This is a genomic window from Bradyrhizobium sp. C-145, from assembly GCF_023375135.1.
GTDB classification, from domain to species: Bacteria; Pseudomonadota; Alphaproteobacteria; order Rhizobiales; family Xanthobacteraceae; genus Bradyrhizobium; species Bradyrhizobium zhanjiangense.
Window position 1 is genome coordinate 6,572,423 of record NZ_CP088150.1, and the last position, 14,002, is coordinate 6,586,424.

General features: G+C 59.2%; 11 protein-coding genes and 3 pseudogenes. 9 read left to right on the plus strand and 5 right to left on the minus strand.

Annotation, left to right across the window (positions count from 1 at the left end; translation table 11 throughout):
- Window positions 1–8: 8 nt before the first annotated feature.
- The 3 genes from LRP30_RS30930 to LRP30_RS30940 form a co-directional block, all read right to left on the minus strand.
- Window positions 9–374, minus strand: a complete 366-nt coding sequence (locus LRP30_RS30930) for a hypothetical protein (RefSeq protein WP_249757237.1) — start codon at window positions 372–374, stop codon at window positions 9–11.
- Window positions 375–764: 390 nt separating this feature from the next.
- The gene (locus LRP30_RS30935; RefSeq protein ID WP_249757238.1) at window positions 765–1,049 is read right to left on the minus strand and encodes a hypothetical protein; all 285 of its coding nucleotides are present in this window, start codon (window positions 1,047–1,049) and stop codon (window positions 765–767) included.
- 45 nt (window positions 1,050–1,094) lie between these two features.
- On the minus strand, window positions 1,095–3,617 hold the full coding sequence (locus tag LRP30_RS30940) for an MBL fold metallo-hydrolase (protein ID WP_249757239.1): 2,523 nt from the start codon (window positions 3,615–3,617) through the stop codon (window positions 1,095–1,097).
- A gap of 1,041 nt (window positions 3,618–4,658) precedes the next feature.
- Here LRP30_RS30940 and LRP30_RS30945 point away from each other — a divergent pair.
- Both LRP30_RS30945 and LRP30_RS30950 read left to right on the plus strand, forming a co-directional pair.
- A complete protein-coding gene (locus LRP30_RS30945; protein WP_249757240.1) occupies window positions 4,659–5,114 on the plus strand; it encodes a YidB family protein in 456 nt (151 codons plus the stop codon).
- A 39-nt stretch (window positions 5,115–5,153) separates the two neighbouring features.
- The gene (locus LRP30_RS30950) at window positions 5,154–5,417 is read left to right on the plus strand and encodes a GlsB/YeaQ/YmgE family stress response membrane protein (RefSeq protein WP_249757241.1); all 264 of its coding nucleotides are present in this window, start codon (window positions 5,154–5,156) and stop codon (window positions 5,415–5,417) included.
- 382 nt (window positions 5,418–5,799) lie between these two features.
- Here the strand turns inward: LRP30_RS30950 and LRP30_RS30955 are convergent, their stop codons facing one another.
- Window positions 5,800–6,195: a hypothetical protein gene (locus LRP30_RS30955; protein ID WP_249757242.1), complete on the minus strand. Its 396-nt coding sequence runs from the start codon at window positions 6,193–6,195 to the stop codon at window positions 5,800–5,802.
- 35 nt (window positions 6,196–6,230) lie between these two features.
- Window positions 6,231–6,652, minus strand: a pseudogene (locus tag LRP30_RS30960) (alpha-amylase family glycosyl hydrolase); the annotation flags it as partial.
- An 88-nt stretch (window positions 6,653–6,740) separates the two neighbouring features.
- Between LRP30_RS30960 and LRP30_RS30965 the strand changes: the two are divergent.
- From LRP30_RS30965 to LRP30_RS31000, 7 genes and pseudogenes are all read left to right on the plus strand, one after another.
- Window positions 6,741–8,036 (plus strand): hypothetical protein, encoded by a 1,296-nt coding sequence (locus LRP30_RS30965; protein WP_249757243.1) that lies wholly within the window; start codon window positions 6,741–6,743, stop codon window positions 8,034–8,036.
- A 12-nt stretch (window positions 8,037–8,048) separates the two neighbouring features.
- A pseudogene (glgX, locus tag LRP30_RS30970) lies at window positions 8,049–10,227 on the plus strand (glycogen debranching protein GlgX).
- Window positions 10,228–10,409: 182 nt separating this feature from the next.
- Window positions 10,410–10,643 (plus strand): DUF3551 domain-containing protein, encoded by a 234-nt coding sequence (locus LRP30_RS30975; RefSeq protein ID WP_249757244.1) that lies wholly within the window; start codon window positions 10,410–10,412, stop codon window positions 10,641–10,643.
- A gap of 48 nt (window positions 10,644–10,691) precedes the next feature.
- On the plus strand, window positions 10,692–11,663 hold the full coding sequence (locus LRP30_RS30980) for a patatin-like phospholipase family protein (RefSeq protein ID WP_249757245.1): 972 nt from the start codon (window positions 10,692–10,694) through the stop codon (window positions 11,661–11,663).
- Window positions 11,664–12,041: 378 nt separating this feature from the next.
- Window positions 12,042–13,161 (plus strand): IS630 family transposase gene (locus LRP30_RS30990; protein ID WP_249761866.1). Its coding sequence is split into 2 segments (ribosomal slippage): window positions 12,042–12,958 and window positions 12,957–13,161, totalling 1,122 coding nucleotides; the frame shifts between segments, so codons are not numbered across the junction.
- A gap of 74 nt (window positions 13,162–13,235) precedes the next feature.
- A pseudogene (locus LRP30_RS30995) lies at window positions 13,236–13,624 on the plus strand (transposase); the annotation flags it as partial.
- A 76-nt stretch (window positions 13,625–13,700) separates the two neighbouring features.
- Complete coding sequence (locus LRP30_RS31000) at window positions 13,701–13,898, plus strand: hypothetical protein (RefSeq protein ID WP_249757247.1); 198 nt, start codon at window positions 13,701–13,703, stop codon at window positions 13,896–13,898.
- Window positions 13,899–14,002: the final 104 nt, after the last annotated feature.

Here is a 14,002-nt window from a genome sequence, read left to right on the forward strand (position 1 = left end):
TCCACTCTTCATACAAACCAAACTGAAGCTCGCGCATTCAGTATTCCGGTCTTCAATGCACTATAGTCGTTGCCATTCCAGGAGGCCCCTCCAGCATACATCGGCACGCCATGCTCAGCCGCGAGCATCAGCGTCACCGCCACGTCGCCATCATCATCAATTTCGATAGCGAAGATTGCAAACTTGGTCGCTCCGACCGCATGGAACATCTCAATGCCCCTATACGTATAGAAGGGCGACAGATCTCTGGCGTCCACCGCTCCGCTATGAATTTTCTGGAGGTACAGCAGGACCTCGCAGGCGAAATCGTGCCCAAGCTGCTCCAACTCATCAGCCGCGTCTCCCAATTGGGGATCTTCGAATGAAACAAGCATATAAGGAATTCCTTATATTTTGTCAAGCCCATCGGCACTGCCAGTTCAGCGTGAGACAGAAAGGAACCAGAAAATACACGCCCCATAGGGTGCAACTATAGGGCGCTTCAGACACCGGATACCCGGTCGAGCCGTACTATCATATCTTGTGATAAGGGCTCGTTGATCCACATGAACCGGCCGGAACCGCCGAGCTCCCGCGCAAACTCAGCAGATTCGCTGAACGGCGCCGCTCAAACTTGATTGGGATTCAGTCTGTTGACAAAGTTTTCCGCGAGCGCGGTCATCCGGAAAGCGTCACTTGAAGAGACGCGAAACCGAGACCGGAAACTCGGTACGAAAAAGCCGCCGCCTGCTACCGGCGACGGTCATAATGCTGCATTGCAGCAATTAGCCCTGTGAGCCGACGATCTTGTTTCCAGACAAGACGAAGGTTTTGGCGTTCACGTCGGTATCCCGGGATCCCTTCTTCTTCGCCCGCACCAGGGTGGAGTGTTCAGACGGCGAACCGGAGCCGCCGGAATCTGCGGCATACTTCCGAGCAACTTTACTCCATTCCTGAGCCACTCGGTCTGGCTTGGGGGGCGGAGCATTGGAATCAAGCCCCTTTGGGGGTGAATCCAAGGGTTCCCAATCTTCGAGCGGGCCACTGAAAAGGTCTGATTTTCCCGCCATGATGTCACCTTTGCGAAACGGGGTTCGTTGCCATCATATATTCGTTCACCAGCCTAGTCCAAGACAGGTAAATTGTCTCAGAATCTTGTTTTCGATCGCGATTTCCTCGATTTTCGTTCGCCCGTGAGGCATGCCTTTTATGTAATCGATCTTGGCTTGAAAGAGCGCTTCTGCGGGCCGCTTTCCCGCGTTGACGTGCTTCCAGAACGCTGAATGCATGGGGGCACCGAAGAAGTTGAGGTCCCCGTCCATTGGCGAGTAGTGCGCGCCGGTACACCCCACGAAAGCATTAGCCCCCGCCGCCAGGAAAGAGAGCGCGACGGACTGGGCCGGGGTGACCACTTGGATCGGATCGCCGGCCCTATATACCGCTGCCCGCGTGCGTACGGTCAACGCACCCCAGCAGCATCCGGCGAATATGATGGCTCCGCAGGGGTCAGGAACGTTGTTGACCGTCATCGCCTCAAGCATGTCGCCTTGCGTCTCGCCCCAAAAACGCGAGGTGTCGGTGTCTGAGCCGTGAAGCATGAGGTAGATGAGCTTTGCCGATAGATTACCGGGGATTGCCGTCGAATGTACTTGTTCGGATGTAAGCATCTGTTCGGCGCCCAGAACGCCTGAATAGATCTGGTCAGCAAACGGGCGCACGAAATTCCGCAAGCCGAAGCGGCTCGTTGGCGGCGATGCGCCGGGTTTGAACGCTGCCTCCACAACGCGGGCCGTGTGACCGTCGGGGATTCTGGAGACCGGCACGTCAGCCAAATGGTCACCATCCAGGTCTCCATAGCTCTGGTCACTCCAGACAATGAAGTTATCAGGATCGTTGCGAGCGCTTGGTCCGATACTGCCGCGCAAGCTTGGAGGGAGCGTGTCGTATCGCTCGGATGGAACGACGTCATAGCCTCCGACAATGACGACCCCCTTCACAGAGGCATTGCGAGCTTCCCGCTGGATCGCAGCGAACGCATCGGATTCCTGTGCCAAGTCCACCATCGGCTGCGCCGGGGCGATCGCACTGAGAATTCCAGCTGCCTCCGCCTTGCCGATGTTCTCAGTCAGACGCTCTGAATTTGTTACGAACAGAAGGGGCGGCAGGTTGGGAGGAATCTTTTTTTTTCCAAAGTCGTGTTGTCCCGCACCTGGTGCGGCGCCTGAATCGGCTGGGTCGATCTCAACCGTGATCGTCACCTTTGTCTTGGTGTGCGGGATCCTTGCGATGACTTCCACTTCCTCACCCACGATCCGGCGCACGACGGCCTCGCCGCGTTTCGCTGGGGGTTGAGCAGGTTCGGAAAGGACGGGCTTGGCAGGTGGCGGGGGTTGAGGCCCGCCCGGCTCTTCATTTTGCTCCTGCTCCGTTGGGGCGACATCCCTTGCGTTGGGAGCCGGATCGTCGAGGTCGCCCTCGGAAATGCCGACGTTAAGTTTGGTGCGCACGAAGGAAACGGTTATGACCCCGTTTTTGTCAGTTCTTGCCCAGTGATACTTATCGCTGATGCTTTCGAGCAGCTTCAGCACGCCGGGGTCCGGGTGGCCAGGGTCTCCCCTGCCCGTCGAAATTCCGAAGGCTTGGGCCTCTTCAAAGGCTTTCAGGACCTCCTCGTCAAAGCCATTATATGACGCGTGATGCGGCAACTTGACGAACTGGTATGGCCCGCCCTTCTTGATCTCCTCAATCATGGAGGCCATTTCTTCGTCCAGCCCGGGGACCTCAGGCACTGCGAGCTGCATGTCGCCGGTGAGCAGGATCCTCTGCCCGGTCTTTCCGAGACTGAGGACGATGCTCTGATCGTTTAAGGCAGCGCCTGGGCCGACTCTGTCCAAATACTCCTGGATGTCGTCGACAGCAGCGTCGGCTCCCTTCGCGCCGGAGGCGGAGAGCAATTTCTTGTAAATATCCGCAGCCTGCAGGGCGGCGTCGGTATGTCTCAAAGCGTCGCTCGCATGTCGAGCTTTGTTTTTCAGCCTCCTGAGCTCGTCGCTGCAAATCTTGAGGTGTTTGGCGCTCGGCCCGAGAATTTTCAAATTGAAATCCGCGAAGTCTTTCTCGATCTGAGTCACCTTGGCTGATGGGCCGGTGTAGCGTACGATCTTTGTCCGATCGGTCTTCAGTTTCGTGAGCATCGCCGAATAGTTCGCCGAAAGGTTCGCGGCATCTGCGAGGAATTGGTCCAATGCTGGACCGTCCAGTTCGGGTTGGGGCTCCTCGACGATTGCAGCCACGACCTTTGCCGTTTCGGCATCCATCGGGGCATCCTCGCCATCGGTTGGAAAACCGAGGTTCCCATCGGCCACCAGCGCTTGCTCGAAGGTGATTGTCCCGTCCTGTACTAATTTCGGCAGGCATCCGATGTGGTCTGAATGGCAATGAGTGACGACCAGCAGGTCGACATTGAACGGAGACTTACCGAGCACTTTAGAAATCTGATCCGGGATAGACGGAGTATCTCCGCTCGAATTCCAATCTCCCGGATGCGCTCCGTCTATGAGAATGCTTCGATCGCCCTCTACGGCAAGAATGCAGTCTCCATAGATTTTCGAACCCATATCCAGCAGGTACAGCTTCATCAAATGCTCCCCTCGCAAACACCATGATGTTGAGGCGGCCAGTGCCTCAGCCATCTGGAAGTACTTTCAGCTTCAAATCTCGATACAATGTTGCTCAAGACAGTTTCGTGACGCGTGCCTCTCGCCCCGCTCACTGTCTAACCTAAATCCGCCTAGCAAGCTCATCACGAGACGGATGATAGCGCAGTCAGCACACTTGCGAGCCGGCGGCGATGGTTGTATCGTAATATAACTGCTACTTACTTCAAGTCATTGTTGCATTTCATTCGTCAAGCCCGCGGCAATCTTCTTCGCCGCGAGAGAGACGCAACGCATGTTTCACAACCGCAATTGTCGCTCAGTTCGGACGGCTGACTTCAAGCAAGCGCTAGAGAGATGACCGAGGAAGCGGATCAAGAACGGCCGCCGCTTCGTACATTCCGTACTTATTTTAAGACGAGCGTTCAGTGAAACGCTGTTTGGCGTTTTCGGGATCATGTATTTGGTCAGGAGGCGTTTCCGCGGCAACGCAGCGTCGCACGTTTAAAGCGGCGCTTTCAGATCAACTGAGACGCGTCGAACGCCAGGTCATTGAAGGAGAGGGCGATTGGCCGTGTGCGAAGCGCGTATTGTTGAACTCAAGCGAAGTAAACAGGAGACGGGGCGCCCCAAGCAGAGCTTGAGGGCGTTCTTGAACGAGACCGGCAGCGCCTTCTGGGACTTCTCGAGCCCTAGTGAGTGCAAGGCCGGTGAGCGTTCTTTAGAGACGTCGCCCCTCCTCAGAGCGGCGGCCACTCGTTGAACTTTTCGGGAACGGCTCTTGGGTCTTTCGGCCATCGTGATCGACCCTTGAGAGCCCGGCATCAAAGCTTCTGGTTGGCCAGGAAGATCCCCTCCCCCATGTGTCGCTCCTCTATCGCCCAGTGTTCGTGGAGTATCGTGCCGTCCACTCGCACCAGAGGCAATCGACACAGACCCAAATTCAACTGACGGACAACAATCGTAGGAACAGAAGTGGACAGTCCGAGTTCGAGCTGTCGAACCTTGTCAGGGAGCTACGCGATGAGCCGCGGAATGCCGTCCATGACTGCGCTTCTTGGGCTGCTCGCTATTGCGGGCTATCAGAATCGAGACAAGCTGGCGGAATTGCTGAGAGGTCCGGGATCCGGATCTTTAGAGCCGGCCAATGCCCAACAACCGCTAGGAGGTCTGCTCGGCAATCTCACAGGCATGCGCAGCGGGGCGGGTGTCGGAGGACTACTCCAGGGAGGAATTGGCGAGCTACTGGAGAAATTCAACCAAAACGGCCATGGGGACGAGGCTCGGTCTTGGGTCAGCTCGGGGCCGAACAAGGACATATCGCCCCCGCAGCTGCGGGAAGCAATCGGCCCCGACGTGTTGGACAAGCTTGAGAAGGAAACCGGGCTTTCTCAGGTGGAGATTCTCGCAAGTTTATCGCGCGAGCTTCAACAGGCGATCGACAAGTACACACCCGAGGAGCGTTTACCGACCTCATAGCCTTCAAACTGGGCTGTTTTTATTCAGGAGGAGCGGAGAATGAGCATTATTTGGACCATCATCATCGGCTTTCTCGCGGGGGTGATCGCAAAATTCATCATGCCAGGTGACAACGAACCTTCCGGGTTCATCCTGACGACGATCCTCGGGATCGTCGGCGCCTTCGTTGCCACTTACCTTGGCCAAGCCCTTGGCTGGTACCGTCCGGGAGAAGGTGCCGGACTCATCGGTGCGGTGGTCGGCGCCATCATCGTGCTCTTGGTGTATGGTCTCGTCGCCGGACGACAACGGCGCGCGATTTGAAGAGCAGAAGACCTGGCTTTGTCCCGCAAGGGACGCACTGCGCGATCAAGTTCAAGCAAAGGGGCAGAGGCCCAAGTTTTCCCCGGACTTGGGCCTTTCAACTGTCAGACTGCAATCAGAGCAAGGGCGCCCGCTCACGGGCGCCAGCCGCATTGAGATCGATGCCCTGTCTATGTCACCAAGCTACGCGACGATGGACCGGCGTCGGGATTGCGGATGTCACCTAGCATCAAGACGGCTTTGCGCCCCTTCTCGCGGCACCACCGCCTTGACCTCTTCCGCAATCCGCGTCCTCGCTCAAATAGAAGATGACGATATCCGCGCCTCCCGGGCATAGGCGATCGCCACCGCGCGGCCGTGCCGCTGTAGCTCCCGGTGATGTTCACCTTCTTTCCGGCGAGACGGCAGTAAATTGCCACCTCAACGGAAAGACACCGCAAGCGCTCCTTGCCGGCCTGTCACGCCTGCTGCCCCAGCCGCACGGTAATGTCGCCCGGCAATAGTCCCTCGGTGCCAGGTGGGTGCAATCGCCACAGGGTTTCGCCGTCCCCCCGCCGGCATGGGGAGTTCCCGATCGGCGAAATTGGCCACGATCTGCAAAGCATCTCCATCCGATGAGATCTTGGTTGATCCTGAACTGATAACGTGTGCCAGCGCGCGCCGTTTGGCTCAGTAACTGATACCAACCATCATCATCGCGCGGCATGCTGCGGGGCGGCTGGTCGAGCTCGAGCAGCTCGACCGATCGGGCCGTCGGCGCCCACAGGTTGAACGACACCCCATGTGACGGGAGGTCCCCAGCGGGTGGTATGGCGCGTAGCTATGCAGATAGCAGCTGTGGTCCGAAATGATTATAGACGACATCGAAATAGACCATGATGTCGAGGGCATGCGCGGCACGCAGGAGCCGTTTGAGGTCCTCTGGTCTCCCGTAGCGGGCGTTTGGCGCATTCAGAAGCACGCCGTCATAGCCCCAATTATGACGGCCAGGGAGGTCATTGAGCGGCATCAGTTCGATCGCGGTGATGGCCCAACTCGCGCAGATAGGGCAGCTTCCTCTCGACGCCCGCATAAGTGCCCTCCTCGCTCAACGTGCCAACGTGCAGCTCGTAGATCACCGCTTCCGCCCACGGACGGCCGCGATAGAGCACTGAGTCGTGGAGTGTTGCCATGTCGACGACCTCGCTCGGCGCGCCGACTTCGTCGGGCTGGAAGAACGAGGCGGGATCAGGAACGAAACTCGAGGGACAGAACGGCGCATTCGTACGCGAGTTCCTGATCGAGAACGCCCCGATGTGACTGCGCGACTATGGCTTCGACGGCTTGCGTTTCGACGCAGTCCACGCCCTGAAGGATGATTCCGAGCGGCACTTCCTAATCGAGCTTGCCGAGACCGTTCGCAACAAGCTTTCTGGCCAGAACGTGCATCTGATGCTGGAGAACGAGGCCAATCAGGTGCATGTGCTCGAGCGCTCACAGGGGCGCGCGAAATACTACGATGCGCAATGGGATGACGACTTTCACAACGCGCTCCACGTTCTGCTCACGGGCGAGGATGAAGGCTATTATCGCGCCTTCGCAGATAAGCCTCTCGAACATCTCGCGCGATCCTTGACAGAAGGCTTTGCCTATCAGGGCGAGGTCTTTCCGCTCCACGGCAAGCCGCGCGGCGAGCCGAGCGCTCATCTGCCGCCGGAGGCCACCATCGTCTTCGCCCAGAACCACGATCAGATCGGCAACCGTGCTTTCGGGGAACGGCTGTCCAAACTGGTCAGTCCGGAGAAGCTCTCCCAAACATTGGCGCTAGTGCTGCTGAGTCCGCATATTCCTTTGCTTTTCATGGGCGAAGAAGCGGCGGCGGACACACCGTTCCTGTTCTTCGCGGACTGGGGCGGGGAGGCTGCCGAACTGACACGCGAGGGACGGCGTAAGGAGTTTGCCCATTTCAAGGCTTTCTCGACACCAGAGATGCGCGCCCGGATACCTGACCCTTGTGACGAGAAAACCTTCCAGGCATCGAAGCTTGACTGGACGCGGATTGATCGGACTCCAGCCAGCACCGAGTTTCGAGTGCTGACAGTCCAACTCTTGAAGATTCGTCGCGAAAAAAATCGTGCCGCTGATCAAGCGCGGTTTCGTTTCGTCTCAACGAAAGTTGCTGGGCGAGGGTGCACGCTTGGGCGGCCTGGTTGTCCGCTGGCAGACCGAGGGGACGACAAAGCGGAGCTGTGCGCGTTCGTTCCTCCTGGGTGCGGAGCCGAGGATTTGCAGCACGAGGAGGAACGGAATCAGAGGCGCGACTGTTACGTCATGGACAGGAGCTGTCGCATGCGCCGCCCGAAACCGCAACCGATCCGCAACAAACTCGACTTGACCGACCGCGCCCAGGTGCGCCTCGTCAAAAAGCGTCTCAGACTATCCGACGCGGAGCTGACCAGTATCGTCGGGCGGATCGGCAACTCGATTTCAGCTATCAGCAAAGAGGCCGCGCTGCAAAGAGCATCCGCGCTGCCCAAGCCGGCCAAGGTGCCTCCCGCCCCGGTGATCGCCTCGGCGGCCGCCAGCGAGCCGGCAACGGACCGAGGTCGCGGCGACCGCGCCGACATTCTGACGGACTAGTTCGGGGGGAAGATGGATCAACCAGTACATTCAGACCACGCCCTGACACGGGCGGCCTCAAGCCTGCGCCGCTCCCGGATCACCGAAGGCAAGCCGTTTCCGCTCGGCGCCACTTGGGATGGGTTAGGCGTCAACTTCGCACTGTTTTCGGCCCATGCCACCAAAGTTGAGCTCTGCCTGTTCGACGACACAGGCGAGACCGAGCTGGAGCGGATCGAACTCCCCGAATATACCGACGAAGTTTGGCACGGCTATCTGCCCTCTGCCCGTCCGGGCACCGTCTACGGCTACCGCGTCCATGGTCCGTACGAACCCGATGCGGGACACCGGTTCAATCCCAACAAGCTCGTGCTTGATCCCTATGCCAAGCAGCTGGTCGGGCATCTGCATTGGGGGCCAGAGCTGTTCGGTTACCAGCTCGACCATACCGAGAAGGACCTCTCCTACGACGAGCGCGACAGCGCGCCTTTGATGCAGAAGTGCCGGGTCATCGACCCCGCCTTCACCTGGGGCGCAGCGCGCAAGCCGGAAGTGCCTTGGGATCGAACGATCATCTACGAAATGCACGTCAAGGGGTTTACCCAATTGCATCCGCTCGTTCCGGAAGCAGACCGGGGCACGTTCTCGGGCCTCGCGCATTCGGAGGTTCCCACTTATCTGCGCTCGCTCGGCATTACCAGTGCGGAGCTATTGCCGATCCATGCATTCGTCGATGACAGCTATCTGGTCGAGAAAGGCCGGCGCAACTACTGGGGTTACAATTCCATCGCCTTCTTTGCACCGGAGCCGCGTTACCTGAAGACGCCGTTTGCGAACGAGTTCAAGACCATGGTCAACCAGTTCCATGCCCATGGCATCGAGATCATTCTCGACGTCGTCTACAATCACACCGCGGAAGGAAACGAACTCGGCCCAACTCTATCATTCAAGGGCATCGACAACGCCAGCTATTACCGCCTGCTGCCGGACGAAAGGCGCTACTACATCAACGATACCGGCACCGGTAACACCGTGAACCTCTCGCATCAGCGCGTGCTCCAGCTGGTCGCCGACTCCTTGCGCTATTGGGCCACCGAGATGCGGGTCGACGGCTTTCGTTTCGACCTCGCAACCATCCTGGCGCGGGAGCCTTACGGCTTCGACGAAGGCGGCGGCTTTCTCGATGCCTGCCGCCAGGATCCCGTGCTCTCCAGCGTGAAGCTGATCGCCGAGCCCTGGGACATCGGCCCGGGCGGCTATCAGGTCGGCCAGTTTCCGCCGGGATGGGCGGAGTGGAACGACAAGTTCAGGGACACCGTGCGCGCCTTCTGGAAGGGCGATCCCGGCACGATCGCCGACATTGCCAAACGCATTTCGGGGTCGGGTGATCTTTTCAACAAGCGCGGACGCCGGCCGTGGGCCAGCGTCAACTTCGTCACTGCGCATGATGGCTTCAATCTGAATGATCTCGTCTCGTACAACGACAAGCACAACGAGGCGAATGGCGAGGACAATCGCGACGGTCACAGCAACAACTATTCTTGGAATTGCGGCGTCGAGGGTCCGACCGACGATCCCGAATTCACGGCCTTGCGCGAGCGCCAGAAACGGAATCTGCTCGCGACGATGCTGCTCTCCCATGGCACACCCGTGCTGCTGGCCGGGGACGAATTCGGGCACACCCAGAAGGGCAACAACAACGCATACGCCCAGGACAACGACACGACCTGGCTCGATTGGATGCGCATCACCGCGAACGGCCGCAACCTCCGCGAATCTGCGCGAAAGCTCATCGCGACACGCAAAGCATTCCCCATTCTGTACCGCAGTCGCTTCCTGTTTGGCTCGCACAATGAGGAGCTCGACGTCAAGGACGTGACCTGGCTATCACCATCCGGCGAGGAGATGACGACGGAGCAATGGCAGGACGGTAATACCAAGTGCTTCGGGATGCTCCCTGGTGTACAACGCGCACCATGACATTGTGACCTTTACCTTGCCCGCCGTGGCCGACGGCCTTAGTTGGTTGGGCCTGATCGACACCAACCAGCCGGACGCGCGGATGGTCGAGTTCGAGTTCGGGCATGCCTACGTGGTGACCGGGCGATCCCTCTTGGTGTTTGGGCTTGCCAACGATAACATCGCGACGCGCCGCCTCCGGCAGGGTCTTGGCGCACTGTTGGATGTCGCAGACTCACCTCTGTCTGGCTAGATAGACCAATCTCGACACCGCCGATCAGCGATCCACCTCGGCCGGACACGATGTCGAGCCCCCCAGGATCGCCGAGAGCTCGGCAAGCAGATGCCCCTTGCCAAGGAACTCCATATGCGGGTTGAGGAGCATTTGGAACGCCGCTTCAAAGCCGGCGTTCAATGTCGAAATTGGAGGTTCGGATGAAAAATCGTTTACTCATGGCTACCGCCGCCGCTGCGGTCGTGGCGAGCTTCGGCGCTTCGACGGATGCCGTCGCACAGGATCGCTATTGCCTTCAGGGCCGGATTTGGGGCTATCCCGGTAATTGCCAATTTGCGAGTTATGCTCAGTGCATGGCGAGCGCATCTGGAACGAACGCCTATTGCGGGGTCAATCCGCGTTATTATGCACGCCGTTATAGAGGATACCGGTAGGAGCTGTAGCTGTCCTAGCTGCATTACTCCACTAAGCCGAGCCGCATCATGAACTCGGAGCGATGCCTTACGGCCGTTGTCTTCTCCGGCGGTCTGGGCCTTGGTGCTTATCATGGCGGAGTGTTCGAAGCCTTGACCGGTCTCGCGCTGCCGATCGACTGGGTGAGCGGTTCATCGGCGGGTGCGATCACGGCCGCACTGATCGCGGGGAGCCCAAGTGCCGATCGACTGCGGAATTTGCGCAGCTACTGGCATGCAGACGGTCCGTCCGCAAGGACGAACGAAAGTCGCCATCTTTTCGCTTGGCTGAGCTCGATCAATACGCGCCTGTTCGGCCATAGCGGGTTCTTCCAGCCCCGGCTGCCCGTTCCGGCATCTCACTTCAGCGGCCTGTATGATCTCAGCCCTACACGAGAACGCCTTCGCCAGTTGATCGATTTCGGCCGTCTGAATGACAGTGATCCCCGCATCACGATCTGCGCCACGGACCTCGAAAGCGGCGACGCCGTGATGTTCGATTCTGCGTCGGATCGGATCGAAATCGATCATATTCTGGCGAGTTGCGGATTCATCCCTGAATTCGCTCCGATGCAGATTGCCGGCCGGTGGCTTGGCGATGGCGGGTTCTCGCTGAACGCGCCATTTGATCCGATTCTCGAGACTCCTGCCTCGCTCCGGCTCTACGTCGTCGATCTCTTCGCGCGTGACGGTCAGGTGCCTGACGGATTCGAGGCTGCGGCCGAGCGCAAAAGCGATCTGCCCTACGGCAACCAAACCTTCCAGCGCCTTGGCCACGCCTTAGAAGCGCGCCAGCTTCGCGCCGAGCTTCAGAGCCTGGATCACAACGACCGGGTTTATCTCTTGAGCTACCGGCCGGGCCGCGAAGAAGCCGGCCCCGAAAAATCCTTCGATTTGTCGGAAGCTGCTATGGCGCAACGATGGCGCGCCGGGTTTCTGGACATGCAGCATGCTGCAAGCCGGCCTCCCGTCCGGAATGAGATCTGCAGCGTGCGGCGATAGCAACGTTCCTGTACACCCAGCAAGCGAACCCCCTCTAGTGGCTCTGCACAGTGATTTTGACAGGTTGCGTCGGGCGATCAGATTAGCTCCGGCAGGAGTTTCGGATCAACGAGTACCTCGATGCTGCGAGGAGTTCTTGGCTGCCTCCTGATGAGGCCGGCTCGTTCGAGCGTCAGCACCATCTGGTGGACCGAAGGCGGGCTGACGCGGAAATATTCCTGCATGTCGGTTTCGGCCGGAGATCTGCGGTGGAGCCGCGTGTAGAGGTGGATAAAGGCCAAATACTGCCCCTGCGTGGGCGTGAAGGGTTTTGCCGAACGACTCACGCCGGCCATCCGATTCAGTTGTTTGTGCGTGCCTCGCACATGGAGGCACGCCATGAATGTACGCTATCGGGTCGATCTCAGCCAAATCGAGCGCACGGAACTCAGGGCGCTGCTCAGCAGCGGCAAGCATGCGTCGCGCAAGCTCAAGCGAGCACAGATCTTGCTGGCCGCCGATGCCGGTGCCGGCGACGAGGAGATCGCAAGGAACGTCGGCGTGGGCGGCTCGACTGTGTACCGGATCAAGCGCCGCTTCGTGGAGGGCAATCTGGAACGGGCGCTGAGCGACGAGCCGCGTCCCGGGGCGGAACGCAAACTCACGGTCAAGGAAGAAGCCCTGCTGGTAGCGACGGCCTGCGCCAGCCCCCCGGAAGGCCGCGCTCGCTGGACGCTCGAGCTGCTGGCAGGTGCGATGGTCAAGCTCACCGAACACAAGAGCCTGTCGCACGAGACCGTTCGGCGGCGCCTGGCCGAAAATGGCCTCAAGCCCTGGCGCCAGGACATGTGGTGCATTCCGCAGGTCGATGGCGAATACGTCGCCCGAATGGAGGACGTCCTCGACCTCTACGCCGAGGCGCCCGATCCCAAGCGGCCGGTGGTGTGCTTCGACGAAAGCCCGGTGCAGCTCATTGGCGAGGCGCGTCAGCCCATCCCGGCCAGGCCGGGTCAGCTCGAACGTTACGATTACGAGTATCGCCGCAATGGCACGGTCAATCTCTTCGTCCTCCTCGACGTGCATCGTCCCTGGCGCAAGGTCAAAGTCACCGAACGGCGAGCGGCGGAAGACTATGCCCGATGCATGCACGACCTCGTCGACATCCATTATCCCGATGCCGAGATCATCCGGGTCGTTCAGGACAATCTATCGACCCACTCCGCCGGCGCCCTGTATCAGGCGTTCCCGCCCGCCGAAGCCAGGCGGATTTTGCGACGGCTCCAATTCCACTACACTCCCAAGCACGCAAGCTGGCAACATGGTCGAGATCGAGATCGGCGTGCTGCGCGGCCAGTGCCTGGATCGCAGGATCGACGATCCCAAGCGACTGCGCCGCGAAATCGCCGCTTGGGAGCGGAAGCGAAATGCTGCCCGCTCCCGCATCAAATGGATGTTCACAACAGACAAGGCCCGCACCAAAATGGGCCGCGCCTATCCCGCGACTTCCAAAGAGTCATAATCACTGTGCAGAGCCACTAGTGCAGAGCCGGCCTCCAGATCGAGTTAGAGTCCGGCCTGAAGAAGGACGGACAGATGAAGCGAGCAAGGTTCACGGAAGAGCAGATTATTGCTGTGTTGAAGGAGCATGAGGCTGGGGCGAAGATAGCCGACCTGGCTCGCAAGCATGGGATCTCCGAAGCGACGATCTACAACTGGAAAGCCAAATTCGGCGGCATGGACGTCTCCGAGGCCAAGCGACTGAAGGCGTTGGAGGAGGAGAATGCGAAGCTGAAGAAGCTTCTGGCGGAGGAGATGCTCGACGCGGCCGCCCTTCGCGAGCTGCTTTCAAAACAATGGTAGGGCCCGCCGCCAAGCGCGCTGCCGTCGCGCATCTGCAGGCCGTCATGAGCCTGTCGGAGCGGCAGACCTGCTCAATCGTCGGCGCGGACCGGAAGATGATCCGCTATAACTCCAGCCGCCCTCCAGGCATATTGGCGCTACAGGCCGGAAGTGCTCGCGAAGTTTGATGTCGTTGAGATCGACGCGGCATTCATATGCATGATGATCTTCAACATACCAGCATTGGAGCTGTTTCCGGGGCTCATGTCCGAGTTTCATCGCGGTATACGCGAACGTGGCAGTGAGCTGTACGAACTCCTTCAAGGGGATCCGTCGAACACAACGCGCCTGAAGCTCGACTTCTTGGAGCGGCTGTTGGAGCGAGTTGAAGAAAATCGCGTCGCGCCCGAAATATGATCGACGGAACACGTTTGCCCTGTCGATTTACGTAAACACCCGCGGTTTCTCCTTCACTCTATTCGAGGGATATCTGTCGCCATACGATTGGGGAATACGCGAGG